Below are 25,828 nucleotides of genomic sequence, written 5' to 3' on the forward strand. Positions count from 1 at the left end.
GTTAACCGCGCGGTCCTTCTTGGGACGTCGACACTTGGGCCAATTCCAAAACCAGGTTACCGGCCCAACGATAAATATTGTTTTCACGAACGTTTTCCCGCATTCGGCGCATGCGTTCTCGCCGATCGGCCGGGTCGAGATTGAGCCCCGTGTAAATGGCGTCCGCTGTTTGTTCCACATCGTAGGGATTGATTAACAAAGCGTCGCGAAGTTCCCGGGAAGCCCCCGCGAACCGTGACAAAATCAGAACACCATCACTGTCGTCCCGAGCCACCACAAACTCCTTGGCCACCAGGTTCATCCCATCGTGCAAACTGGTCACCAGACACACATCGGCCCGCTTGTAAAAGGGACGGATTTCAGCCGGGTTGTGGTGCCGTTTTAAGAAGACAATGGCTTTCCATGACTTGGCCTTAAACTTTAAATTAATACGGTCCGCTTCCTGGTCCACTTCCGCCAAGAAATCCGCGTAACGCTTAATGTGCGTTCGGCTGGGGGCCCCCAATTGAACCAACGTAAACCGCCCCTGGTAATCCGGGTATTTCTCCAAGAACCGTTCCACCGCACGAAATCGTTCTAGGATCCCTTTCGTGTAATCCACACGGTCCACCCCGACCGCCAGAAACTCCGCCTTAACACCGAGCTCTTTAAGAAGCTCTTCTTTCCCAGGGACCGGAGCCCCTTTCTTTGTTTCCGATGGAAAATCGACGCTAATGGGAAAAGGCTTCACCAGGGTCGAGTGGCCACCTTTGTTGATGGTAAAGCGTTCCCATTCGATACGACATTCCAGCGTACGGTCAACGGTGTCCAGAAAATTATTGGCGTGGAACTGGGTGTGAAAACCAATAAGATCGGCGCCCAACATTCCATAAAGGATTTCTTTCTGCCAGGGACAGATCCCAAAAGCTTCCGGGTTCGTCCACGGGATATGCCAGAAAAGACCGATCCGCGCGTCGGGACGTTTGTCCTTGATCAAACGGGGCAAAAGAGCGAAATGGTAATCTTGAAGAAGAACCAGAGGTTCCGTCATGCCTTCGATTTCTTCCAACACATTGGCGGCAAATTTGGCGTTCACCGCGGTGTATTGCTCCCAATCGGACGGGCGGAAAATCGGTCGCGCGTGGGCAATGTGACACAGGGGCCAGAGCCCTTCGTTTGAGAAACCGAAATAGTAGCCGTTCTCTTCTTCTTCTGTCAGGGCCACTCGTTTCAGAGTGTAGTGGGGGTCCTCGGGTGGAACGCGAATACGGTTCTTGTCATCCACCACGTCCCAGTCGGCGTCCCCCGATCCGTGGGCAATCCACAATCCGTCCGTGGCACGAAGGACGGGGTCCAAAGCGGCCACCAATCCACCGGCAGGAATAATGCATTCTATTTTTCGGCCCCGATGCAAATGCATGTAGGGCTCTCGGTTCGACACCACGATGAGGGGCTTTCCCTGCAGACGGTTTTTCATCACCTCTTTTAGTTTTTCAGGAGTCCAAAGAGCCTCCGATTGATGGCGCAAGCGAGCCTCTTCTTCGGCGGCGGTTCGGGCCCGATTGAGGTGTTGAGCAAACGTACTCACCTCACGGGCAATGGGAGACAGGGCGTCTTCTTTGGGGACCGAGAGGTTGGACAAATCTTCACCCGCACGAAGACGTTTCATCCAATCGGCCATTCGAGCGATGGGGCCTTGCACACTCCAGCGAACCACCAAGAGCGTAATCAACGTGATCAAAGCCATTTGAATAAGGACGCGTAAAAAAGCCCGTTTCCAGATGTTGTTCAAATGCGCGGGAATGTGGGCCGCCTCCTGAACCAGAAGGATAACCCCCTTGTTGTTCTCCGGGTCGCCCAGAGGGTGACCAAAGACGTGCATGCGCACGCCCGCCAACATCTCAAACGTACCGGAAGGTTTGGTGGGGAGGTCCTTGACCCCGTGGGGCCGCTCTTTCAAGGGTTCAGACAAGGCCTTTGACACAGCCAGGACGCTCCCGTCCGCACCATAGACCGCCGTTCCCTTCACCCGTTCTCGATTGGAAAATTTCTCGACCAACCGGCCCAAGGCCGGGGAGGATCCCCGGGCCAACAAGGATTCCACGTTGTCCTGAAGACTCTCGCACAAAAGGAGTGCGCGACGGTCCATTTCGGTTTCCAGGCGGGTTCTCTCTTCGATGACTTGGAAACGGGCAAACAGAGCCGCCACACCGGCCACAGCCACCACAAGTGAGACAATCAAACGGAAAGTGATTCGCATTTTAGGGGTCCCCATTTTATGTATTCAGCTGACGCGCAGCCGGACCGCACTCTTGTCGGGAAGCGGGGAGAAGTCTAAGCCTAATTTTATCGCTTTAGGACGGTCCTGTATACCGGTTCACTTGAAATCCCTAAACTTTTTTAAGGAGTTTTAAAAACCCCGCAAGTTTTGAATCTGAGAAAACCATATGAACCAGCACCCCCCCCGCGGGAATCGGCGTATCGGGCTGGGGAAACACCACCTGTCCCTCCACCAAAGCGTAAAAAGGCCATGTGATTTTTTTCTCGGCCAGGCTCTCTGGAGATAGGGTGAGGGGCGTGTCCACCGACAATCGTTCCAAAGATAGCCTTTTTTCCTCTAACTCCTCCCAAATGGAAGGCTGATCATCTGCGGGAGGAGACAGCAAGGGTCTCCCCCACGTCGCATCGTACGCCGTGGAATGGACACTTTCCCAGGTGTCCCCGCCTCCCCACAACCGATACGTGTTGGCTTTGCCAAGAAATCGGGAAAAGGCCTGACACGACAACACGTTGACCTCATGGTTTGACGTTAAAGCAACCATTCGCCCAATCCCTTTGAAATCCAAAGATTCCAGTCGGCCCGCGTCGAAACCGCTTCCGAGCGAAGCGGAAAACCCTTCTTTACGGGCCTTCCGACAAAATTGGGGATTTGTATCCACGAAAACAGAGACCACCCCGTCCTTCAGAAGTTCGGCGGCCAAGAGCCTTCCCAAAGGGTTCGCGCCAACAATGACAAGATTCTTGCCGGGCTCCTCACGGACGTTCAACAAACGAGCGGCCCAGGGAGAAACCACCGCGTAAAAGACAATGGTCCCCACAATGACGAAAAAAGCCGCCGGGAGAAAAAAAGTTGTCCCCGGAATATTATGATCCACCAGGGCCACCGCAAACAAAGAAGCCAACGCCGCCGAAACAATTCCTCGAGGCGCCAATAACGAAATAAAAACCGTTTCCCGCCAGGGCATCCGGCCTCCCCCCCAGGAACTGGCGAGAACAGAAAGAGGGCGAATCAAAAAAATCATGACAACCAAGAGAACCCCGGATGGCTTCGCCCACAAAACCAAGTCCCCCACGGGAATTCCGCTGGAGAGAAGGATGAAGAGAACCGAAAGGGAAAAGAGGGTGAGCTGCCTTCCGAACCGAAGTATTTCTTCCTTCCCCGGGAACGCACTGTTCCCCACATAAATACCCGCCACGGTGGCCACCACCAGCCCTGTTTCAGATAAAATCACATCGGAAACTCCAAAGAAAAACAAAACCGCCGCCAGCATAAACAACCCGCCGAACTCGTCCCCTTCAAAACGGAGCAACCGACTCTTGCGCAACGAACCCGTGATGACCGCGCCTGCCGCCAGTCCCAGAATCGCCCCCAGAACGAGTCGAGCGGCAAAGAGGCCGAGGCCCCCCACCCACCCCACATGGTTTAAGTGCAAGAGCTCAAACACCACAACGGCCATGACAACCCCCAGGGGGTCAACCAGAATCCCCTCCCATTTGAGTACGTTATGAAGTTGTTCCCGGACTCGAACACGCTGGAGAATAGGGCCCACAACGGTGGGCCCGGTGACAATCATGAGGGCACCGAACAGGACCGCCACCCGCCAGGGAGCCCCGATCAACCCATGAACAGCCAACGTTACCCCGGCCCAAGTCACCAACACCCCCACGCTTAAAAGGTTGCGAACGATCCCAGAAACCTCTCGGAATTGATCTTTTTTTAAGGACGCCCCCCCCTCAAAGAGGACCAAGGCGGCCAGGAGGGAAATATAGGTCGAGAGATTGGACCGAAACACTTCGGGTTGGACCAGTCCCGCAAAGTGAGGTCCCAGCCCAATTCCCGCACACAATAAAAAAAGGATGCTGGGAATACGTGTTCGCTGGGCAATCAGCAGGCAAGCCACACCGCCAACAATCATGAACAGAATAGTGAGGAGGGGCTGGTGAACCATCATGGGGATTCTACTTTAGGATTTAGTGGACCCGAATTCCACCCCCGTTTAAACCGGACGGGGTTGAAAAGAAGACGGGGTTAGCGTTTCACGTTCACATCAAGCCCAGGGACAGACAAGACTTCGAATCCCGCCGTGGCAATCCGCAAACGGGTCGGGTTTTTATCGACCTCTTCTAAGAGACGGCAAAACAATCGATCCTTCGTTGTCCTGCGTCTCCGGTAATCCACGATGTAACGCAGAGTAAATTCTATCCAGTTTTCATCGGCACGCAACGTGACGATGGGCGCAATGTCCGTGTCTTCCAACAAATATTTCCTAGAAAGGACCTCCCACGAGGCCCGTGTGCGAGCGGCGTAATCCCCCACCACTTCGTCCGCCACGCGGGTCAAGGTTTCTTTGGCAAAAACCCAATCCGAACCATAGCGCACGGGGAAAATAATTTCATCCCAAAGGAACGGAAAATCCGCGGAATAGTTGTAGACGGGTTCTTTAAATACAAAACTGTTCGCCACCCGCACGATCCGGCCGTTGTATTGGTCCGCGTTCACCCATTGACCTACTTCCATCAGGGTGGTACGCAAGACCCCGATATCGATCACGTCCCCTTTCGTCCCTCCCAACTGAATGCGGTCCCCTGGACTGTAAAAGTTTCCAAACGAAACCGCGATCCATCCCGCCACACTGGCAATGACTTCCTGCAAGGCAAAAGCAATCCCAGCCCCGGCCACCCCAAACGCCACTGTAAATCGGGACAACCGATCACTGAAGATTGCCCCCACGATAAAAAAAGCAATCAGATATCCTGTAAAACCTATGATTTTCTTGGCGCGGTAACGAAGTTCCGTGCTTTTAACTCGCCCCCCCACCCAATTCTGTAACCCTCGAATAAGCAGAGAGGTCATAATCAATCCGATCCCCACAGCAATCACCTTCCCCAGAGAGGGATCAAAGACCCACTTTTTAACTAAATCCATTGTCATCGTATCCTCCGAACAAGAAAAGAATGTCTTGAAAAAATGACCTTCGTGTAGGCTTCCCCGTCAGGAGGGACCCGTCGAAAATCGATAGGAAATGAGGAGACTAGCCCCGTAGAGACTTGTGAGGAGAAGGGAAGCAATCCCCACCCGCCAGACGCGATCCCCGCTTCGGGACGCGAGCGCCCCCAAAACGATGGCTTGCATCACGATGGCAATCCCCGCCATGGCAATGGACGAAAGGGCTTCTCCTGGGGACAAGAGAGAGAGGATTCTTCCGGGGAAATAAAATAAATCAGCGATGGCTAAGACGGTCAACACAATGGCGTTAGCGCCCAAGATGTTTCCAACGGCAAGGTCAAATTCACGCTTTTTGGCGCACGCCGTAGCGTTGGAAATTTCAGGTAAACTCGTCACAACGCCCAAGAGGATGGCTCCCGCAAACGTCGCACCAAGACTGTAATGGGAGGCCAATCCTTGTGCCGCAACACCGAGATTGTAGGCGGACACGAGGATCACTCCCGCTATTCCCGCGTAGACAAAAAAGAGTCCCGTTAACGACATCCGGTTGAACACGGTGGATACATTGACCCTTCGTTCCTCTCCCGATCCGCCTCGCGCCAGTCTCAAGAGAACAAATTGGCCCAAGGCGAACAAAGCCAGAATCGTGAGGGGCGTCAATCCCACATGCCCCAAACCGAAACTCATTCCACCCCCACCCGCCCCGATAGAGAGCCCTGTGACCAGAGTGCCCAGAAGAGCGCATCCTAACAGACCTGTGGCCACGTGATTCGAGGAAACTCGGCGATAAATAGAATCCACCCCCACCAAATCGACCAACGCAAGGATAAACAGGTTAAAAACGATGCTCCCGAGAATTCCCCCTACGGCCATCCCCGGGGCCCCCCGGAGAACAACCGTCACGGAAGAAACCAGTTCGGGCAACGTGGTGGCCAGCGACAAGAATACGGCTCCCGACCAGGCACGCCCCAACCCCAGCCGCTCCCCCAATTCCCCACTCACGCGGCCAATACTAATGCCCGCCGCCACAACAAAGAGCGCTGACAAAACAAATCTCATCCAGAGGAAATCGATGGTTGAGGGGAGGGTCATCATGATTTAGGGAAACAAAAACTTCCGGAGGACCCCATCCATCAGAAATCGGACAGGGAAGCCCCCCAAACTACCGGTGGAAAACTCACGTGATCTATTCAGTCGATCGCTGTGGGGCATGGCCCATTTTAAGAGTTTGGTCTGGGCACGTCAATTCAGTCACTCTTCTATCCGTGAGTTCCATTGGGAACCGTTCCTTTTCCAGTAGGGGAGACGTTCGGACTTTTTTAAGAGGCCCTGTTCGCCTTCGCTTGTGGTCCATTTCAGGATCCGGTGTGGAGCAACAGCCTCCACGTGAAAGGTCCAGGCCGGACCTCCTTCCGTTTCGGCTGTCCAGACTTCGGCGGCAAAAGTGCCGGCGGGAACTTTGATCGATTCGCTCGTTAAACCGCGGGAGAGCTTGGTGTTTTTCCACACCAGGGGGGTGTGGTTCAACCGGGACGTGACCAAGGAGAGAAGAAGCGGAACGTCACGGGTTTCGCCAGGATTCAAGCGAGGGTTGGCCCAGCCACGGGCCCAGAGAAAAAGAGCGTCCTCACTGGCTCCCTTTTCCGGAAAAGGGAGCTGGGAATTCCCGTCCGCTTCCCCATCAAAGTAACTGTGCCACAGCGTGTTCACGGAATCTTTTCGGAACAGGGCTTGCTCATAGACCTGCCCGCACCATTCCTGAGCCGAAAAAGAAATTTTGGCCGGTGTCCCCGCGGCCTGTTGACCGCGTAATCCTTTTCCCCCAAAGGGTTCCAGCCCCAGAAAAACGCTGGTCATCAAGTTGTAATCGTAAACCCCTGTGGGGAAATCGCGCACAACGTTAAGCTTCATCACTTGAAACTCGTCAGATTTCGGATTCTTTCCCGGGTCCGCCTTCACCCGCTTCGAATCCGAAAAAGGTTCCGTCACGAAAATTAAGACGGCCGTTCCTTGACGGAGTTCCCCGTAACGGGGGAACGTGAGCTCATACCCTGACACTTCCGCCTTTCCATCGCCCCAATGGTCCCAGAAGGTTTTGTCAAAGGGAGCCGCAGGGACCATTGACGCGAGGAACAACGTGGCCCCCAACACCCCACCCCATCGGATCAAGGAAACGTGGGGCACGCTTATTCCCCTGTGATCGTAATCACGCCACAGGCCACACGTCCCCCCGCGTTCCCAACGGGTTGGCTAAAGTCGTCCACCTTCTCATGAACGATCACAGCCCTCCCGGCCACCGTGGACTTGCCTTGCGACAGAGTAATTTTCGGGAGAACCGTTTTCAATCGAGCGGTACCGTCTGCACCCACCGTTAGGTTCCCCATGTCTCCCGCGTGGGCCCGATGGGGCCCGTCTTTCGGGAGATACCCATGGGGAGAACTTTTGGGATTGTAATGGCCCCCAGCGGCTTTCCCGATATCGGCGCAAAGCCCGAACTGATGGATATGGAAGGCGTGCAACCCGGGGGCCAGTCCCGCTAACGTGGCGGTCACTTCCAACCCTTTTTGCGTGTCTTGAAACGAGACGGTCCCCGCAATGGAAGATTCGGCGGCGGTTCCCTTCAGGATCGCCACCCCTTTTTCCGCTAAAACAGCCGATGCCGTTCCAAGGGTTAAAATGACAACCAAAACTTTTAATCGGTGGGGACCCCGCCTCATCTGAATTTTCATAGGAAGCTCCTTTCCCTGCACTCGTTCGATTTGGTAGAACTATAAAATCCTCTTTCAAGTATGGTAATCTTTTTAACAAGATTCGCGTTAAAAAGTTTCCTGGGAGACCGCCCTCTTTTGAAACAGAGAAAACCCCCTATTCATCAACACTCTCCGGTGACGCAAGGCCCCTTAAAACCCATCCGATGGATCGCGACTCTTGTGGGGGTCCTCGTCTTTTTTCTGTATGTCAAAACCAGTTCGCTCACATTGATTTCCTGTGGTGATTCGGCCGAAATGACCGCCGCGGCCGCCAGTTTTGGTGTCGCCCACGCCCCAGGCTATCCCCTCTTCACCCTGGGTGGGGGTGTTTTTTCTCTCTTCACTCCACACGCTCCGGCGTGGGGGGTGCATCTCTTTAACGCGTTAAGTGGATCCCTTGCCATCGTTGCCCTGTTCTTCATTCTGACCCTTCTTACAGGGCAACTTCTTGCCGCTTTCGCGGGAGCCTTAACCTTGGCGTGTTCCTATCACTTTTGGTTATACGCTCACGTTCCAGAGATCACCGCCTTGAACGCCTTTTTCTATGGACTCATCGTGTTAAGCGTTCTCAACCTCTCCCCGTCCTTTCAAACCCCTGAAGAGGCCATTAGGACAAACCCTAAAAAGTTGTACGGACTCGCCTTCTTTTTGGGCCTCGCTTTTTCTCACCACCACTCCATTGTTTTCATGGTTCCGGGAGTGCTGATCGGGGTGATCGCGTGGGCCAAAAAAAACAAAACACCTCTGGGGCCCAAAGCATGGCTCGCGGCCGTGGGATGCCTTTTTATCGGTCTCACCCCCTACCTTTACGTTCCCCTCCGAGCGCACGCCATGCCGTACATGAACGCGGGAACCGTAACAACTTTTTCCCGCTTCATTGACCATTTCACACGTCGCGCCTATGGCGTCACGTCCCTCACACCGGAATACACTCCCTTCAACGAACCGGCGATGGCCTCCGTGTTGGCGTTCTATGGCCAATCCCTCTTAAAAAGTTTTTCTTGGGCGGGAATTGTCTTGGGCCTTTGGGGGTTTGGCGTCCTTCTTTGGAAGTCTCCCCGGATCTTCCTTATGATCGGCTTGTCGGGATTTTTAGCTGGGCCCTTTTTTCTCGCCTGGGCCGGAATGCCCGCCACTTCCGTTGTGCTGAAAACCATTTTGGAACGGTTTTTTGTGGCTTCATTTTTATTATTCGCGGTGGGAATTGGGGTTGGGATGGCACAACTTTCTGAACACGTTCGAAAAAGTGCCGGGGGAAAAAGGCACCCCAAAACCGCGGCCGCCCTGGTTTTTGTGTTGTTGTTGGTTCTTCCCACCTTCCTTCTGGCCCGAAACTTCCGCCGGCTCAACTTTGCCACCTTTGACCTCTGTGAGAGATACGGGCGAGACCTGCTCTTCACTCTCCCTCCCAACGCGGTCCTTTTCGTTAACGGGGACAATTCACTTTTTACTCTTTGGTATCTCCAACGACTTTCCCGGGTCCGGACCGACATCAAGATTTTAAACGCCAACATCAGTGCCGCCTACGCGGACCACATCCGGGTTCACTATCCGGAACTCGGTTTCGGTCCCCAGGGAACCCCCACTCTAAAAAAAGTGATCACAAATAATTACGGGAAGTTTCCCCTCTTCCTTATTGGGGTGCCGGGGACGGAATTTCAGGAGTTGGGCGTTCTGGGAAATCCCTTCGTTTTACGTCCCAGCGGTTTGGCGTTTGAGATCGCGCAAGACGTGAATCTCGAGATGGAACCCGAGGGGTTGGATTCCTGGGCGGGAGTACCGCCCGTTCCCGCTGCTTTACGGGAGAATTATTTTGTGGAAGAAATTTTCTACCTCTATTCCATTGGCCATTACAACCGGGCCGTGATCCACGCCACCCAAGGGCACTTTCGCGCCTCCTATGACGCATCCCAAATGGCGTTGGATGTGGATCCCCATTTTGAACTGGCGCGTACCTTGAGAAACCGGATGGCCCAAAAAGTGGGATGGCGCTAGCGCGGTCGCGGGGACTACGGACAAACTTTTTTGGGAAGGAAAAAGGCCCGATTTTTTTGTCGAATCCCGTGATTCAACTGGGGATTTCGGGCTAGAGGATCGGGGTTTGGGCGCGGTGGCGGAGAGTTTTTAAGGCGGTCGCGGGGTTGGGAGCGGCAAAAATCGCGTTTCCGGCCACGAGAGCATCGGCTCCCGACTGGACGACGATGGGAGCGGTGTCGTTATTGATCCCCCCATCAACCTCGATCCAAGGCCGCTTTGACCTCTTCACCCCCGCAAATTTATCCTGGAGCCACCGGACTTTGGGCATCATATCCGGCATAAACGATTGACCGCCGAAGCCCGGTTCGACGGTCATAACCAAGACCAAATCCAATTCGTTCAATAAAGGAGCAATCTTTTGGATGGGCGTTCGAGGGCGCACCGAGATCCCCGCCCGACACCCGTGGTCCTTGATGAGACGCAGCACGTCCAACGGACGCCGACAGGCTTCCCAATGGATCGTGATGTTCCAAGCACCGGCCTTGGCAAACTCCGGGATGTATTTTTCCGGATGTTCAATCATGAGATGGACGTCCAGGGGAAGAGCGGTGCATTTCTTTAACCAGTGAACCACCACCGGACCGATGGTCAGGTTCGGAACAAAATGCCCATCCATCACGTCCACATGAACCCAATCCGCCCCCGCCTTTTCCACTCGACGAATTTCCTCGCCCAACCGCGCGAAATCAGCGGACAGGATGGATGGCGCGATCACCAGAGGGTGGGGGGTCATTGGATTTCGCGCTCCTCCACCAAAACACCGTTGATGAAAATGTGGGCCCGGGCGGCCCCCTGGGGAGATACGGGAACGTCCACGAGGGTGCCAGACCCCTGAACCGAAGAAAAAACTTCCCTCTCCCCCAGATCGTCCCGTAACAGAACTCGCACTCGAACCGATCCGGAACCCGAGGGCAATTGATATCGAACCGATCGAGCCGTCCCGTCTAAGGTTCCCGAAGAAAACGCCACCACAAAAGAAATCGCCGTTTTTTCGGTCACCGCCGTGTCCGGCGCAGGGAATTGGCGGATCACCACACCCGGGAGGAAAACAGTGGTCATTTCTTCTTTAATTTCAGGAGCAATTTTTCGTTCCTCCGCCCACTGGCGGGCCTGGGTGATGGATTGATTGACGAAGTCCGGCATGAGCGACATCCCCTCAGGCGGAAGCCCCTTGGACAACTTGAGGTCCACCATGGCGTTGGGTGGAACAACAGCGCTGGCCAAAGGAGTCTGTTCCATCACCGTGCCGGCCGGATGTTGGCCGGAATAGATTTGAGACACCGCTCCCAATGACAAGCCGCCCGAACGCAATCGGTTCTGGGCCTCCGTCAACGTCACTCCGATCACGTCGGGAACAAAGACCACTTGCCCCCCCGACGAGAGGGTGACACGAATAATTTTTCCTTCTCGCACACGAAGTTCCGCCGGTGGGGCCTGCCGAACAATAGCCCCAGGCGGAGAATTTTCATCGAATTGAACCGCCTCTTTGGACAAGGCCAATTGGAGAGGGGAAAGAATATCCAACGCCTGTTCCAACGTTTTCCCCGTCAGGTCAGGCACCACCACCACCTTCCTGGAATGCAAAAGCCCGGTCACGGCCCACTGGAGCCCCAGAGCCGTGGCCAAAAGTGCCGCCACAAAAAGAGCCGCAAAACCCGTCCATCGGCGCCCACCCCCGCGGGGACCTACCCGTGCCGTGAGAGCGGCGACGCGAGACGAACCGGCGTTGGCTTTAGACGTTTTATCGGGAATCGGAGAATCGTTCGATGCCATGGAGATATCCTCTTAGAGAATCGAGTTGGGCAGGAACAACGTCGCCCTTATTTCCGTCCGCGTCCTAAGGGGCCCGCTTCCCCCAACTGGCCGCACCCCGCGGCGATGTCAGTGCCTTGAGGTTTCCGCAACCGAACGAAAAGGCCTCGGCCCGTCAACACCCGAGCAAATTCATGCATGGACAGATCCGTGGGAGCCTCGTAAGGAACCCCCGCCACCGGGTTGTACGCAATTAAGTTGATCCAGGCTTTTTTGGCCCGAAGAAGATTGGCCAACCGTTGAGCTTCGCGCGTGGAATCGTTGACCCCTTTAATCAGTATATATTCAAACGTGACTCGTCCGCGACCTGTTGATCGTTGGTAGTCCCACGCCGCCTTTAAAAGGTCCTTGATGGGCCACGCGGAGGACTTGGGCAATAGTTTTTTTCGGGTCTCGTCGTCGGCGGCATGGAGACTGATGGCCAGATTCACTTTCGGAGCCAACGTGGCCAGCATCGGAATTTGTGGTACCAATCCCGTGGTGGAAACCGTCACATGCCGCGCCCCAAAGTTGAGGCCCAACGGGGATCGAAGAATCTGGAGGGCCTGCACGAGGTTCGTGAAATTGGCGAGGGGTTCCCCCATGCCCATAAAGAGAAGGCTCGAAATTTTATGCCCAAAGGCTTCTTCCGCCCACAACACTTGCTCCACGATTTCTGAGGCCGCTAAATTTCTTTCGAGAGGAACCCGCCCGGAAGCGCAAAAGACACACCCCCAGGCGCAACCGATTTGGCTGGAAAGGCAGAGCGCCGACCGCGCCCCTTCCCCCCCTTTGGCGGGGAGATAGACAGACGAAAAACGCTCCACGTCGGCCGTTTCAAAAAAAAGACGCGCGGTTCCATCCTCAGCGGACACATCCCGTCGTTTCAACACCAGAGACCGCAAACGAAACTCCGTGTCCCATTTTTCCCGGAGCGCCTGAGGAAGATCACTCATTTCCTCAAAGGTCTTCGCCCGGCGCTCAAAAACCCAGGTATGGACCTGCCGAACACGGTAGGCTTCCTTCGGTTCCAGGCCCAAGGCCTTGAACCAGTCGTTGAAAGGGATATCGAGAAGTGACCGCCTCGGGGCGGCGGGAGACGTCACAGGAGTTTCAATTTAGAAGGCGCCCGTCGACTGACGGAGGCGGGCGATTCGAACGTCCAGCGGCGGGTGAGTGGCCATCAGAGCCATGAGACCTCCGCGTTTCCCTGAAATTTTGAAGGCCGCCAAAGAAGGGGCGCGTTTGTCTTCAAGGCCCACCCCACGGCGGAGCCCTTCCAACGCGGCGATCATTTTTTCCCGCCCCGTCAACCGAGCGCCGCTGGCGTCCGCACGAAACTCCCGGTAACGGGAAAAAGCCGCCACCACCATCATCCCCAAGAAACTGAGCAAGATTTCCAAAACGATGGTCACGGTGAATTGGACCATCCGGCGACTCCCTTCTTTCACGTTTTGACTGATGGCGAACGCGATGATGCGGGCGAGAAACATGACGAAAGCGTTCACCACACCTTGCAGGAGAGTCATGGTCACCATGTCGCCGTTGGCGATGTGACTGACCTCGTGGCCCAAAACACCTTCCACCTGGTTCCGGTCCATCCGTTCCAAAAGTCCTGAGGAAACGGCCACCAAAGACCGACGCTTGGTGGGCCCGGTGGCAAAAGCGTTAAGTTCGGGACTTTCGTAAATCCCCACTTCAGGCATCCCGGGAAGATTGGCGTGCCGAGACAATTGGTGCACCGTTTGGACCAACCACGCCGCGTCTCCCGAAGCCGTGACGGGGTCAATGACTTTCACCTTGAGAAACATCTTCGCCAAAATGCGGGAAAGACCCAAGGAAATAAAAGCCCCACCCATTCCCCACACCAAACAAAAGATAGCCAAAGATGTCATGTCCAACCCCTGGGCCGTGATGTAGGGGCGAACACCTAGGACGTTAAGAACAATTGAAATTGTAACGACAACCAAAAGGTTGACCGCCATAAAAAGCATGAAACGTTTCATCATCGCCATTGTGAACTCCTTTGATTATTCTTCAAATCGGTCGCCCACCGCCAGGCGAGCGCCGTTCCAAAAATCAGATGCGTCCATTTCTTTTTTCCCTTCAGGCTGAACCCGTAACACCCAAAGACTATCGGGGGAACATTTTACCAAAAATCCTCGCCCTTTCTCGACGGCGGTGATCTCCCCGGGTCGACCCGATTGTTGAATTTCTGCTTCGGCCCGGCGAATCTTCACCCGTTGGCCTTTCAAAATCCCGAAAGCACCGGGCCACTCGTAGGTTCCGCGAATCAAATTGACGATATCAAGAGCGGAACGCTGTCCCCAACGAATTCGACCGTCTTCTTTCGTCAATTGGGGAGCCATTAGGACTTCCCCGGATTGGGGAACAGGGGAACAATCCCCTTGCTCCAATTTACGCAGGAACTCCTCCATAAGTTCAATCCCCTGCCCCACCAGTTTCTCCCGCAACGTCACGGCATTATCTTTGGCCTCAATGGGCATGCGCCCCTGAAGAAAGACAGGCCCCGTGTCCAAACCCTTTTCAATTTGAAAAAGGGAAACACCGGTCTCCGATTCCCCCCGAATCAGGGCCCATTGCATGGGGCCAGCTCCCCGGTAGCGGGGCACGAGGGAAAAATGAACGTTCACAAGACCGCGGCGAGGCTCGTTAAAAACGCTAGGCGGAATCAGATGGCCATACGCGACAACAATCCCCACATCGGGCGTTTTCCCAAAACTTCCCGCTAGAGAAAAACCCGCCAACTTTTCCGGTTGCTGAACAGGCAAGCCCAGCGCCTCTGCCGCCCGTTTCACTTCCGTGGGTGCCAGAGCATACCCGCGCCCCGCGGGACGATCTGGGGAGGTCACGACCCCCATCACATGGGAATTTTTCGCTAACCGTTCCAAAAACGGAACGGCCACATCAGGAGTTCCAAAGAATACGGTGGAGAGCACGGGGATCTACCAGAGACCGGATTTTTTTCGTGTGCGAATTTCCCAAAGCGTTTTAACCCGTTGGGCCAGGGACAAATGGTCGATCATTACCACCCCATCCAGATGATCCATTTCGTGTTGAAGGCATCGGGACAAAAGTCCCTCCGCTTCAATGGTGATGGGCAACCCCTTCTCATTGATGGCTGAAACTTTGACCCAAGCCGCCCGAGGAACCGTCACCTGGATCCCCGGAAAAGAAAGGCACCCTTCTTCCGACCGAATGCGCCCTTTCCAGACCTCTATCTTTGGGTTGATGAGAGCCAGGGGTTGGCTTTTCCCATCCGGAGCAACGTCCACGACCATGAGACGAACAGAGACGCCCACCTGGGGCGCCGCCAATCCAATACCGGGCTCGGCATACATGGTGTTAAACATGACGGGAATTAATCGAAGTACCGCGTCATCAATCGTTCCCACAGGTTTAGCCTTTTTGACCAAGACCGGGTTCCCGTATTTCACGATCGGCAGCAACGAGGGAAGATTTTTGGGAATGGCGTGATCCATAGTTTGGACATTATACTAAGTCATCGACGGAATTGACAATATATGACTATTTTAGTAAAGTATAGAAAATTCGGAGTGGAATGGACCGTCCCCAAGAGGGTGTCCGCAGAGGTCCCCTCCACGAAAAGAGACCCACGGGTCTCACCCTAAGAACAGGAGGATTCCCATGATCACACTGACGGAAACCGCGGCAAAGAAAGTGAAAGATATTTTTACCGGGGACCCTTCTCTGGCCGGAAAATCCCTCCGGGTGGTGGTGGAGAAGGGGGGGTGCTCCAGTTACCAATACGGGTTTACCTTTGACGATAAAAAAGAGGGGGACACGGAATTGGATCAAGCGGGAGTGAAACTTCTCGTGGATCCGCAGACCGCCGGACTGCTCACAGGGTCGGTGGTTGATTACAAAGAAGATTTTTCGGGCGGCGGATTCGCCATCTCTAACCCCAACGCGAAATCTTCCTGTGGTTGTGGCAAATCCTTCAACGCCTAAAAAAAATCTTTTCGAAATCACCGATCGGGCCGCGGCCCGCGCCCAGGTATTGCTCGCCGCCCGGAAACCCCAGGACCGCGCCCTCCGCGTTAAGGTCACGCCGGGCGGGTGTTCTGGATTCAGCTACAACCTGGACCCCTGGTCCGGACCGGCCCCAGCGGAAGACCATCGGGTGGATCTAGAAAATCTTACGGTTTACGTGGATAAAAAAAGTCTGCTCTTCCTGGCCGGCACAACCCTGGATTACGAGGACACCGTCTTTTCCCGCCGCTTCATTTTCAAAAACCCCAACGCGTCCACGTCCTGTTCGTGCGGAGAATCTTTCGCAGTATAACCCAGGAAATAGCCTCACTTCCAAATATTTCCACCTGCTCAATAAATAGTTGAATTAATAACCCTTAACGGGTATAATTAATAAGGTAATAAACCAAATAACTATTTTTTATTACGACAGATTATTTTTATACCCGGAAGGGGATAAATGAAAAACAATATCTCAGAATTTGTGAAGAAAGAACGCAAGGAGTCGCGCCTGACTCAAATCGACCTGGCGAAAAAAGCTGGCGTGGGGCTACGGTTCCTTCGAGATTTGGAGCAGGGCAAACCCTCCCTTCGTATGGATACCACCAATAAAGTCCTCGTTCTTTTCGGAAAATGTCTCGGACCAACGGATCTCACGCGCCACGAGAATTGACGTGATAGACAACGAACAGCGGGCCGCCGTTTTCGCATTTAACCAAAGGGCCGGTACCCTATCAAAAACGGCCCAGGGTTTTATTTTTGTTTACGAACCAACCTATTTAAAATCCCCGGAGGCTCACCCCATAAGTTTTTCACTCCCTCTTCGAGAAAAAGCGTATGAATGCCCCCGCCTTTTCTCTTTCTTTGACGGCCTTCTTCCTGAGGGCTGGCTCTTGGACCTCACGGCCAAAGCGGCCAAAATTGACAAAACCGACAAATTCAGGCTTCTATTGCACACGGGACGGGATCCTGTGGGTGCCGTAAGTGTGCGCCCGATAACTTACAATGAAAAATAATTGTCTGTCTTGCCTAAAACCGTCGGATAATAAAACGTACCACCCGAAATGCCTAAAGTCTCTTTTTGGGAAATCACGCGTTCCCCTGATCCCCTTCGGCACCGCGGAGGTTCCGGGACAAGCCCTTAAAACGAACATGCGCATGTCCATATCGGGAATTCAAATGAAACTGTCCGTAAGGATTGATCCGGAAACCTGGAGAGTTGAAACCGTTTCAGAGGGAGGGACTCACATTTTGAAACCCGAACCCGGAACTTTCGCCGAACTCCCCCACAATGAAAACCTCTGCATGAATATGGCGTCCACGTTGGGCTTAAATGTTCCACCGCACGGATTATTTGCAATGGCGGACGGGACCTTCTGCTACATCGTGAAAAGGTTCGATCGTCTGGAAAACGGAAAGAAGTTACCGAAAGAAACATTTTTTCAAATTTCCGGCCAAGAAAACAAATACGCTGGATCCTTGGAGAGCTTGGGGAAAATCATCCGCCTTCATGCCACCCGAACAGGTCTCGACGCCCTAGATTTTTTTGAGCGCGTTCTCTTCTGTTATTTAATTGGCAACGGCGACATGCACCAAAAGAATTGGGCCCTCTTAACAGACCCCCAGAGGGTGATCAAACTGGCCCCTTGCTACGACTTTGTGTCGTCCAAAGTGTATCTCCCGGACGAATCAGACTCCGCTTTGACAGTCAACGGCAAACACCACGGACTCACACGGAAAGATTTTGAAGTCCTGGCGACATCACTCCGCATCGATCCGAAGGCCTCTCAGTTTACTTTTAAAAAATTCAGCTCGACGCTTGAAAGGCTCATCACATTCGCCCAGACATCAACGCTCTCCCCCGTCCTTCGCGAAAAACTTATCGGGCTTATACAGGAACGCCACCGGCGACTGTTTACGACTTTGAAGGAAGGGTAGGGGTGTCTGGGGAAGGACCAATGGACGGCGCGGTGTTGGCGATGGTTGAAAGTTTGTCTTGAAACCGTTCCAACCGGCGACCAGCGTCGTCGTATTTTGTCTTAGCGTTGGACAGATGGCGCCCCACCAAATCAAAATCTTCGGCAAATCGTGCCAAATTCTCTCTTAATCGCCCGAGATCTTCCATGATCCGCCGGGCGTTTTCCTCAATTTGGAAACCCCGCAACCCCAGCGCGATCACCTGAAGATATGCGTAGATACTCCCCGGAGAAACAGGGACAACCCGACGGCGGAGAGCGTATTCCATCAAGGCCCCCTCTTCTCCCTCGTCTTTCACGATGCATTCGTAATACACGTTCTCGGCCGGAATATAGAGAAGCGCAAAATCAAAGGTGCCTTCGTCCGGAAGAATATATTTTGACGCCACCGCGTCCACGTGCCTGCGCAAATCCGCCCCGAACTTTTTGCGGAGCACCCGCCGTTCTTCATCGGTGGTGGCGTCCAGCATTTTCCGAAAGTTTTCCAGGGGAAACTTTGCGTCGACAGGGACCAACCGTCCCCCCAACCGGATCACCGCATCAACTGTTTCGCGTGTTTTAAACGTGTGTTGCAGTTCCACGTTCTGGGCCGGAAGGATTTGCCGCAGCAGATCCGCAAGAAGGAATTCCCCCAAGCCTCCGCGAAGTTTCGGCGCCTTCAAAATATCCTGAAGACTGGAAATGTCCTTGCCGATCTCAAAGATTCGATCCGACGCTTGGCCCAGAACCCCCAAGCTTTTTTGAACTTCCCCCACCACTCGGGTGGCACTGTCCAGGCGATCCCCCACAGATTTCTGGCTTTCTTGAACCCGTTGTCCAACGGTTTCCAACTGGCGATTGACTTCAGCGCCTAAACGCATGAGGCGATCTGTCACAAGATCGGTTTGGGTTTGGGCGGATTCCGCCGACTGGCGGCGAAGGGCGTCCATTTGCTGTTGAAGAAGAAGGAGAGAGCCCCCAGTGGACTTGGCCCTCCAGACAACCAGCAGGGCGCCCAGAACCCCAAGGATCAGACCGATCAAAACAAGGAGGGTCGTATTCACAACAGGTCAGCGGGGCCGGAAGGAACGAGCGGCGAAGCGGGTTCGAAGCAAGAGAATCCAATCCATCAACCCGTTCCGTAACCGAACACAGTCGGCGAACACTTTATGATAGAGGACTCGATCCATGTGCCGTCGTGGAAGCCGGGACAGAAGGCTCACACACGCTTCGGCGCTGATCAACCCCTGCCGACATCGGACAATGTTGCCCTTGGCCCCAAAAGGATCATAGCCCGCCCGATGACCGAGAGCCACGAGGCGAGGAATGGCCCGCGCCCGATCGTCCGCTTCCGGAAGAATTTTTTGAAACTGTTTGTGGGAGGGACTTTTATACACTTTGGCGAGGATTTTCACGAAACGGACTTCCACCAATTCCGACATCTGGCGGGAAAATTCTGCCGCTTGCAGGAAGAGGGGCAATCGTTCGGGATCGGCCCCGGGGTGCCAGAAGGGAAGCCCTACCGCCCCGTCCGGACCCAAAACCTGATCCAACGCAAAAGGCCGCGGGGGAGACTCGGGATTGTCCGGATCCATTCCAAACTGGTGAAGAACGCGACGAAAAGAAAGGCCCGGGTCCACGGAAGGGCGTTCCGACGGCCGCCCCACACGACGACGACGGGCGGAGGTCAATCGGTCTTGGGCTTCAAAGAAACGTTCCCAGTCCTCTTCTTCCCAAGCACGGTCAAAGTTGATGCCATTAAAGTAATCGGGTTCCGGCGCCATAGGAAACTATTATACCACACTCCGTCGTCGGAGAAATCACTCTCCTAAGATTTTAACCACCACACGTTTCCGCCGTTGACCGTCAAACTCCATGTAAAAGACCTGTTCCCAGGGGCCTAAATCCAACGTCCCTTTTGTGATCGGCAGGGTCACTTGATGGCCTATCAGCGTTCGTTTCAAATGGGCGTCCCCATTGTCTTCGCCGGTCTGGTGGTGGAGATAGTCCCCCGCGGGCGCCAGCTTTTCCAACCACACCATCACGTCCTCTTTTAAACCCGGTTCCTCATCGTTCACCCAAATGGCGGAAGTAATGTGCATGGCGGAGACCAAACAAATCCCTTCTTGTACACCACTGGATTGAACGTGATCCGCAAGCACGGAAGTGACGTTGATGAGTTCCTTCCGTTTTTTTGTAGTGAACCAAAGATACTCTGTTCGGCTTTTCATAAGGTCTCCTTTTCCCCCCCGTGACGAAACCGCCCCGCCACCCAGGCCTTCGCGACCAAAGAGACCAGAGCGCCCATCACCAGAAGAGACGCCACCGCAAAAGCCGCGGCAAATTGGTAATCGTCGTAAAGGACTTCGATATGGAGGGGCACGGTGTTGGTTCGACCGCGAATGTGGCCGCTGACAACGGAAACGGCCCCAAACTCACCCACCGCACGGGCGGAGGACAGGATAACCCCGTAGAGAAGGCCCCACTTAATTTTAGGAAGAGTCACCCGCCAAAACATTTGCCAGCCGTTGGCCCCCAACACATGGGCCGCTTCCTCCTCCTCCGTTCCCTGGGCTTGCATGAGCGGGATTAATTCCCGTGCCACGTAGGGAACGGTCACAAACGTCGTGGCCAAGAGAATCCCAGGCACCGCAAAGATCACCGAAATCCCGTGGGCGGTGAGCCAGGGGCCCCACCACCCGTGAGCCCCCAATAGGAGAACAAAGATCAAACCAGCGATCACGGGCGAAATGGAAAAGGGCAGATCAATCACCGTTAGAAAAATGTTTCGGCCCGGAAACCGGAACCGGGCCACGGCCCAGGCAGCGGCCATTCCGAACACCGTGTTCAGCGGAACCGCCACCCCGGTGGCCAGGAGAGTGAGGAGCACCGCCGAGCGCGCGTCCGGGTTCCACAGGGCGGCCGCGTACACACGAAATCCCTCAGAGAACGCGTTCACAAAAATAGCGAGGAGCGGAAGAAGAAGAAAGAGACCAAGAAACAGAAAAACGATCGCCAACAAGAACCAACGGGTTCGGATTGATCCAGGAGTTTCCTCATTCAACGAAGGACCACTGACGGTGGGGATCACGTGGCCGCTCCTTGTCGACGTCGTGTCCACGCTTGAAATGAATTGATGGTGAGCAGGAGAGCGAAGGAAAGACCCAACATGACCACCGCCAACGCGGACGCCCCGGCCACGTCATACTGTTCAAGTTTCGTCATGATCAAGAGGGGAACAATTTCGGTCCGAAGCGGCATGTTCCCCGCAATGAACACCACGCTCCCGTATTCCCCGATCCCCCGGGCAAAAGCCAACGCGAAACCCGTTAGGAGCGGAGGCACAAGAGGGGGAAGGATCACGCGGCGAAAAATCTGAAACGGACTTGCCCCCAATGTTTTAGCGGCTTCTTCCATGTCCCGGTCCAGATCTTCCAACACCGGTTGGAGCGTCCTCACCACGAAAGGAAGTCCAATAAAAACGAGGGCAATCACAATGCCTAAGCGCGTGAACGCCACCGGCAATCCTACGAACGCCAACGGAGCCCCCAGCCAACCGGAGGGGCTGTACAGTTCCGTTAACGTTAGCCCCGCCACCGCCGTTGGCAACGCGAACGGAAGGTCCACGAGACCATCCACGATTCGTCGCCCTGGAAACCGGTAACGGATGAGCGCCCACGCCACAAGAAACCCAAAAACCCCGTTCAGCGCCGCCGCCGCGGCCGCCGTTCCAAAAGTAACACGGAACGCCGCTAAAGCCCGGGGCGAAGTGACGATCTGAATAAATTCCAATCCCGACATTTTTCCGGCATTCACCAAAAGAGCGGACAAAGGCAAAAGGACCAACAGTCCCAGGTAAAATACAGCGTAGCCCAGGGAAAGACCCAATCCAGGCAACGGACTGGACCTTCGCCTTTTTCGGTTAGCGCGGATCATAAATCTGGTCGAAAAGGCCCCCGTCTGAGAAATGGACCCGTTGGGCGGTTTCCCAATCCCCAACGATTTCCTTCACGGTAAAGAGTTCCATGGGGGGAAGGGGGCTCCGGATGTCTGGACGAGACGGTCGAAAAAAGTGCTGAACCGCGAGCTCTTGGGCAACGTCAGAATAGAGGAATTCCAAATAGGCGGTGGCCAGCGCCCGGGTGCCCCGTTGGTCAACAACGTGATCCACCACCGCCACGCAAGGTTCCGCTTGAACGCTGAGGGAAGGACGGATGAGCTGAAACCTCTTCTCCCCAAAATCCCGCTGAATGAACAGTGCTTCGTTTTCCCAGGCGATCAGAACATCGCCCAATCCCCGCCGCACAAAAGACATGGCGGACCCTCGCGCCCCTGAATCGAGGAGAGGGACATTGCGATAGAGTTTTCCCACAAACGCCTGAGCGCTCGCTGGGGACTGGTCCCTTTTCAAGGCATAGCCCCAAGCGGCAAGATAGTTCCACCGGGCGCCACCGGACGTTTTGGGGTTAGGCGTGATCACGGAAATCCCCGGCCGAACGAGGTCCTCCCAGCCGTGAATATTTTTGGGGTTCCCCGCACGAACAAGAAAGACGACCGTCGATGTGGCGGGAGAACTGTTGTTCGGAAAACGACCCCTCCACTCCGATGAAATTTTTCCAGACCGCGTCACGATCGCGTCGATATCCGACGCCAAGGCGAGAGTGACCACGTCGGCTTCCAGTCCATCAATGACCGAACGCGCTTGTTTGGCCGACCCCCCATGGGATTGGCGAACAGAAACAGACTCGCCGGTCTTTTCTTTCCAGTGGGATTGAAACAGTCGCCCGTAATCTTGAAAAAACGTGCGGGTGGCATCATAGGAAACGTTTAAGAGTTCCGTGGAATCCTTCGAATAAACAGCGGGAACAAACGCCCCACAAAGAAGAGAGACCCCAAAGAGGATTCTTCTCATTGAGGCCGATCCATCCTGGAGAAAAGGAATCGTCATGAATTCGTCGAGAGCGAATCTAGAAAGCGATTTGTGTCCGAAGGAAGAGGGCGTTTTCCGGAACGCGTCGACCGTTGGGTGCCCCACCCGAAAAAGACGTGTAGGTATAATTGATCACCGTTTTAAGCAAAGAGTTGGGGTACCAGTTCACCCCGCCGGTCCACGCGCGCGCTTCCCGGGCCGACGTCGCGGCATCCGCCACGTTCATTTCAAAAGCCGATTCATCCGCCGTAAATCGGCTCACACGCACCGAACACTCCACCGCTCCCCAGGTCCCCCGGGACGGGTCAAAATTCGTTTTTGGTTTTACCCCCTTATAAGTGGGTTGCTCTCCGGTCAGCACGTAAGAAAGGGCCATTTGCCAGGCCGTATTCGTCAAATGGGTTATCCTTTGGGTAGAGGTGTGCTGGACTTCTTGATAGGAGACCACGTACTCCCCTAAAAATCCTAATCCCGCACCATACCAGTACATCTGGGGCGAAATCCGTTGATGTTTCCCCTGAGCCACCGCGTTCGTGTAACTGAAAAAAGTATTCTGACCTTCGGTTTTGAATCCCGCGGGAAGCGGCGTCCCCTTTTCCCGACCACGGGTTTCGGCCACACCCAGCCCCAAATCACGGAGGAGGGAGGAGGAACCTTTCAGGGGCTCGACGAAGAGGCGGGCCGAAACCGTTTTGCCATCCGCGTGATCGGCCGCCACACCCGCACCGTCTGGAGCCCCATTGGAAACGCTCACAGCGTAACTCACCCGCCCCTGGGAAAGAACGCCGTGGATTTGAGCCCCTTCGTCATACCCTGGAACAAGATTGGTGGGAAGGCCTCTCTCCACAAAGGTCAAACGCGTACTGGCCTGAAGATTTTCCAGACCCACTGGCGGCTTGTACCGCCCCAAACGAAACGTGGCTTCCGGGGAAACAATAAAATCAAAATAGCCATCATCCAAGGAGACAGAACTTCCACCAAAATTCGGTTGGAACCGGGCCTTCAAAATCCCATACCCATTCATTTCAAACCCCGGCCGCAGACGGCGCAACAAGAAAGTGTCGGTAAAGGATCCCGCCTTATCGGACACATAAAAACGCCCATCCAGTTGAATATCCCCATAAAATCGAATACCGATGGACCCATCCGGCGATTTCAACGAAAACCCTTCGGCGCCAGCGGTCACGACCGGCTGGTCCGCCCATTTGTCCTCCAGAGCTTTCTGACGGGCTTCCAGATTGGCCAGTCGGTTTTCCACTTCGGTCGCCGCAGAACACAGGGTCCCTGTCACCACCAACAGCAAACCCCACCCCCAGACGCTCGCATTCCATTTCATAGACCGACTCCTTCGCCTAGAGGGAAAAAGAATCCCCGGCCGTTATTTTAAATACACCGCTTTCCGCAAAAAGATTGGGCCACACCCGTGCGCGTCCGTTTCGTGTTACCCCGTACCGCTGTAAGACCCGAAGGCCTTTTTCTCGGCAGAACTCTTCAAAATCGTAAAGACTCAAAAAATGGATGTTGGGGGTGTTGTGCCAACGGTAGGGTAAGGCCGGCGATACGGGCGTCCGCCCGCGAAAAAAAACGTCCACCCGTGCCCGCCAGTGGCACATGTTCGGAAACCCCACGATGGCCTTTCGCCCGACACGGAGAGCTTCTTTCAAGACAAACTCCACGTTCCGGGTTTCCTGCATGCTGTGGTTCAAGATCACGTAATCGAAAGAACCATCGGGAAATTGACCAAGCCCCCCCTCAATATCACCGTGCAATACGGTCAACCCCTTTTCCACGCATTCGTAGATGGAATCCTCTCTCAACTCAACGCCTTGAGCTTTCACACCGCGTTCCTTTTCCAAGAGGGCCAAGAGGTCCCCCTTTTCACATCCCAAATCCAATACCTTGGCCCCCGGTTCAACCATCTGAAGAATCGCGTGGTGATCGGGGCGCATGGATCGTTTAACCTCGGGATCCGAATTCAAAGGTCTTGGCCAAAAAAGGCTTAATCAGTCGGGCTTGTTCATCATACTCCACCAAAAACGCGTCATGACCGTAAGTGGAATTAATTTCCACGTAGGTCACGTCCCCTTGCCGAGATCGCAATGCGGTCACAATATCACGGGACTGATAAGAGGGGTAGAGCCAGTCGGATTTGAAGGAAATGACAAGAAACCGAGGGATGGGACCACCGGACCCAAACAGCTTATCACCGGAAAGATCGAAATAGTCGATGGCGCGGGTCACATAGAGGTAACTGTTCGCGTCAAACCGTCGAACGAAATGGGCCCCCCGGTGGCGCAAATACCCTTCCACTTCAAACTCCGCATCAAAGGTGAATTTGAACCCTTCGGCTTTAAGCCGTCGGGAAAATTTCTCTTCCATGGACTGGTCCGACATGTATGTGATGTGTCCAATCATCCGGGCCACCGCCAGCCCCCGTTCCGGCTGACCGTGCCCATAGTATTCCCCCCCCATCCAGTCCGGGTCCGCCATGATGGCTTGACGCCCCACTTCATCGAAGGCGATCTGCTGAGGGGAATGCTTGAGCGTGGTGGCCACCGGGATCACGCTTTTAACCCGTTCCGGATAGCTGGCCGCCCACTGGAGTGCTTGCATCCCCCCCATGGATCCCCCCGCCACGGAAAGCCAAGCGGGGATCCCTAAGTGGTCCATGAGTCGCCGTTGAGCTTCCACCATATCCCCAATGGTAATGACCGGAAAGTGAAGGCCGTAGGGCTTCCCGTTTTTTGGATCAAGGGAGCCCGGCCCGGTTGAACCGCGACAGCCTCCGATGACATTTGAACACACGATAAAATATTTGTCCGTGTCAAAAGCCTTCCCCGGTCCCACAAGGGGGTCCCACCATCCGGGTTTCGGTTCCCCCTTTTCAAGCCCCGCCACATGGGCATCACCCGTTAAAGCATGAAGAAGGAGAATAGCGTTCTCTCGTTTTTCATTCAGCCTCCCATACGTCTGATAAGCCAACGTCACGGGTCCCAATTCCTGTCCCGACGCCAAAACCATCCGATCAAACGTGAAGGTCCGCGTCTCAACAACACCGAGAGCTGAGGGGGTGGGAATCGCTTGTGTCATGGGGCACCTAAACCCAATTCTCGCCCGGACAGCCGCCTTGAACCATCTGGGCGGC

Annotated in this window: 27 protein-coding genes; 6 read left to right on the top strand and 21 right to left on the bottom strand. The window is 54.7% G+C overall.

Going from position 1 to position 25,828, the window contains the following annotated elements; translation table 11 throughout:
* Position 1 precedes the first annotated feature (1 nt).
* The 6 genes from JNK54_00515 to JNK54_00540 all read right to left on the bottom strand — a co-directional run bounded on the left by JNK54_00515 (position 2) and on the right by JNK54_00540 (position 7,935).
* Positions 2-2,239 carry a trehalose-6-phosphate synthase gene (locus JNK54_00515; GenBank protein MBL8022751.1) on the bottom strand — a complete coding sequence of 746 codons (2,238 nt, stop codon included), beginning with the start codon at positions 2,237-2,239 and terminating at the stop codon, positions 2-4.
* A 130-nt stretch (positions 2,240-2,369) separates the two neighbouring features.
* A complete protein-coding gene (locus JNK54_00520; GenBank protein ID MBL8022752.1) occupies positions 2,370-4,211 on the bottom strand; it encodes a sodium:proton antiporter in 1,842 nt (613 codons plus the stop codon).
* A gap of 77 nt (positions 4,212-4,288) precedes the next feature.
* Positions 4,289-5,191: a mechanosensitive ion channel family protein gene (locus tag JNK54_00525; GenBank protein ID MBL8022753.1), complete on the bottom strand. Its 903-nt coding sequence runs from the start codon at positions 5,189-5,191 to the stop codon at positions 4,289-4,291.
* A gap of 60 nt (positions 5,192-5,251) precedes the next feature.
* Entirely contained in the window at positions 5,252-6,301 is a 1,050-nt protein-coding gene (locus JNK54_00530) for a hypothetical protein (GenBank protein ID MBL8022754.1), read from the bottom strand.
* A 156-nt stretch (positions 6,302-6,457) separates the two neighbouring features.
* Entirely contained in the window at positions 6,458-7,390 is a 933-nt protein-coding gene (locus JNK54_00535; GenBank protein MBL8022755.1) for a hypothetical protein, read from the bottom strand.
* A 2-nt stretch (positions 7,391-7,392) separates the two neighbouring features.
* Positions 7,393-7,935: a superoxide dismutase family protein gene (locus JNK54_00540; protein ID MBL8022756.1), complete on the bottom strand. Its 543-nt coding sequence runs from the start codon at positions 7,933-7,935 to the stop codon at positions 7,393-7,395.
* A 117-nt stretch (positions 7,936-8,052) separates the two neighbouring features.
* Between JNK54_00540 and JNK54_00545 the strand changes: the two genes are divergently transcribed.
* Positions 8,053-9,951, top strand: coding sequence for a DUF2723 domain-containing protein (locus JNK54_00545; protein ID MBL8022757.1), 1,899 nt, complete (start codon positions 8,053-8,055; stop codon positions 9,949-9,951).
* Positions 9,952-10,042: 91 nt separating this feature from the next.
* Here JNK54_00545 and JNK54_00550 read toward each other — a convergent pair whose 3' ends face one another.
* The 6 genes from JNK54_00550 to def are packed head-to-tail and all read right to left on the bottom strand — an operon-like array spanning position 10,043 to position 15,287.
* The gene (locus JNK54_00550; GenBank protein MBL8022758.1) at positions 10,043-10,726 is read right to left on the bottom strand and encodes a ribulose-phosphate 3-epimerase; all 684 of its coding nucleotides are present in this window, start codon (positions 10,724-10,726) and stop codon (positions 10,043-10,045) included.
* On the bottom strand, positions 10,723-11,766 hold the full coding sequence (locus JNK54_00555) for a PASTA domain-containing protein (GenBank protein MBL8022759.1): 1,044 nt from the start codon (positions 11,764-11,766) through the stop codon (positions 10,723-10,725). The genes JNK54_00550 and JNK54_00555 overlap by 4 nt, the downstream gene beginning before the upstream one ends.
* Positions 11,767-11,813: 47 nt before the next feature.
* Positions 11,814-12,890 carry a 23S rRNA (adenine(2503)-C(2))-methyltransferase RlmN gene (rlmN, locus tag JNK54_00560; GenBank protein MBL8022760.1) on the bottom strand — a complete coding sequence of 359 codons (1,077 nt, stop codon included), beginning with the start codon at positions 12,888-12,890 and terminating at the stop codon, positions 11,814-11,816.
* Positions 12,891-12,902: 12 nt separating this feature from the next.
* Positions 12,903-13,799, bottom strand: a complete 897-nt coding sequence (htpX, locus tag JNK54_00565; protein MBL8022761.1) for a protease HtpX — start codon at positions 13,797-13,799, stop codon at positions 12,903-12,905.
* A gap of 15 nt (positions 13,800-13,814) precedes the next feature.
* A complete protein-coding gene (locus JNK54_00570; GenBank protein MBL8022762.1) occupies positions 13,815-14,711 on the bottom strand; it encodes a methionyl-tRNA formyltransferase in 897 nt (298 codons plus the stop codon).
* 39 nt (positions 14,712-14,750) lie between these two features.
* Positions 14,751-15,287, bottom strand: coding sequence for a peptide deformylase (gene def / locus JNK54_00575; GenBank protein MBL8022763.1), 537 nt, complete (start codon positions 15,285-15,287; stop codon positions 14,751-14,753).
* A 166-nt stretch (positions 15,288-15,453) separates the two neighbouring features.
* Here def and JNK54_00580 point away from each other — a divergent pair, with 166 nt between their 5' ends.
* The 5 genes from JNK54_00580 to JNK54_00600 all read left to right on the top strand — a co-directional run bounded on the left by JNK54_00580 (position 15,454) and on the right by JNK54_00600 (position 17,736).
* Positions 15,454-15,777 (top strand): iron-sulfur cluster assembly accessory protein, encoded by a 324-nt coding sequence (locus JNK54_00580; protein MBL8022764.1) that lies wholly within the window; start codon positions 15,454-15,456, stop codon positions 15,775-15,777.
* A gap of 16 nt (positions 15,778-15,793) precedes the next feature.
* Positions 15,794-16,111: an iron-sulfur cluster assembly accessory protein gene (locus tag JNK54_00585; GenBank protein MBL8022765.1), complete on the top strand. Its 318-nt coding sequence runs from the start codon at positions 15,794-15,796 to the stop codon at positions 16,109-16,111.
* Between the two features lie 147 nt (positions 16,112-16,258).
* Positions 16,259-16,471 carry a helix-turn-helix transcriptional regulator gene (locus JNK54_00590; protein MBL8022766.1) on the top strand — a complete coding sequence of 71 codons (213 nt, stop codon included), beginning with the start codon at positions 16,259-16,261 and terminating at the stop codon, positions 16,469-16,471.
* Positions 16,472-16,475: 4 nt separating this feature from the next.
* Positions 16,476-16,814 carry a HipA N-terminal domain-containing protein gene (locus JNK54_00595; protein MBL8022767.1) on the top strand — a complete coding sequence of 113 codons (339 nt, stop codon included), beginning with the start codon at positions 16,476-16,478 and terminating at the stop codon, positions 16,812-16,814.
* Entirely contained in the window at positions 16,804-17,736 is a 933-nt protein-coding gene (locus JNK54_00600) for a HipA domain-containing protein (GenBank protein ID MBL8022768.1), read from the top strand. The genes JNK54_00595 and JNK54_00600 overlap by 11 nt, the downstream gene beginning before the upstream one ends.
* On the opposite strand, the gene JNK54_00605 is transcribed toward JNK54_00600, so the two are convergent.
* From JNK54_00605 to JNK54_00645, 9 genes are read right to left on the bottom strand one after another with little or no spacing between them, the layout of a single operon-like run.
* Complete coding sequence (locus JNK54_00605; protein ID MBL8022769.1) at positions 17,714-18,817, bottom strand: DNA recombination protein RmuC; 1,104 nt, start codon at positions 18,815-18,817, stop codon at positions 17,714-17,716. The two genes, JNK54_00600 and JNK54_00605, sit on opposite strands and share 23 nt — an antisense overlap.
* Before the next feature lie 6 nt (positions 18,818-18,823).
* Positions 18,824-19,537, bottom strand: coding sequence for a hypothetical protein (locus JNK54_00610; GenBank protein MBL8022770.1), 714 nt, complete (start codon positions 19,535-19,537; stop codon positions 18,824-18,826).
* A 36-nt stretch (positions 19,538-19,573) separates the two neighbouring features.
* Entirely contained in the window at positions 19,574-19,984 is a 411-nt protein-coding gene (locus JNK54_00615) for a YjbQ family protein (GenBank protein MBL8022771.1), read from the bottom strand.
* On the bottom strand, positions 19,981-20,841 hold the full coding sequence (cysW, locus tag JNK54_00620) for a sulfate ABC transporter permease subunit CysW (protein ID MBL8022772.1): 861 nt from the start codon (positions 20,839-20,841) through the stop codon (positions 19,981-19,983). Before cysW ends, JNK54_00615 begins: the two co-directional genes overlap by 4 nt.
* A complete protein-coding gene (gene cysT, locus JNK54_00625) occupies positions 20,841-21,689 on the bottom strand; it encodes a sulfate ABC transporter permease subunit CysT (GenBank protein MBL8022773.1) in 849 nt (282 codons plus the stop codon). Before cysT ends, cysW begins: the two co-directional genes overlap by 1 nt.
* Entirely contained in the window at positions 21,676-22,665 is a 990-nt protein-coding gene (locus JNK54_00630) for a sulfate ABC transporter substrate-binding protein (GenBank protein ID MBL8022774.1), read from the bottom strand. The genes cysT and JNK54_00630 overlap by 14 nt, the downstream gene beginning before the upstream one ends.
* 55 nt (positions 22,666-22,720) lie before the next feature.
* Complete coding sequence (locus JNK54_00635) at positions 22,721-24,019, bottom strand: porin (GenBank protein MBL8022775.1); 1,299 nt, start codon at positions 24,017-24,019, stop codon at positions 22,721-22,723.
* A gap of 16 nt (positions 24,020-24,035) precedes the next feature.
* The gene (metW, locus tag JNK54_00640; GenBank protein ID MBL8022776.1) at positions 24,036-24,632 is read right to left on the bottom strand and encodes a methionine biosynthesis protein MetW; all 597 of its coding nucleotides are present in this window, start codon (positions 24,630-24,632) and stop codon (positions 24,036-24,038) included.
* A gap of 7 nt (positions 24,633-24,639) precedes the next feature.
* A complete protein-coding gene (locus tag JNK54_00645; protein MBL8022777.1) occupies positions 24,640-25,773 on the bottom strand; it encodes a homoserine O-acetyltransferase in 1,134 nt (377 codons plus the stop codon).
* Between the last annotated feature and the right edge of the window lie 55 nt (positions 25,774-25,828).

The organism is Elusimicrobiota bacterium, from assembly GCA_016788905.1.
GTDB lineage: Bacteria > Elusimicrobiota > Elusimicrobia > FEN-1173 > FEN-1173 > JADKHR01.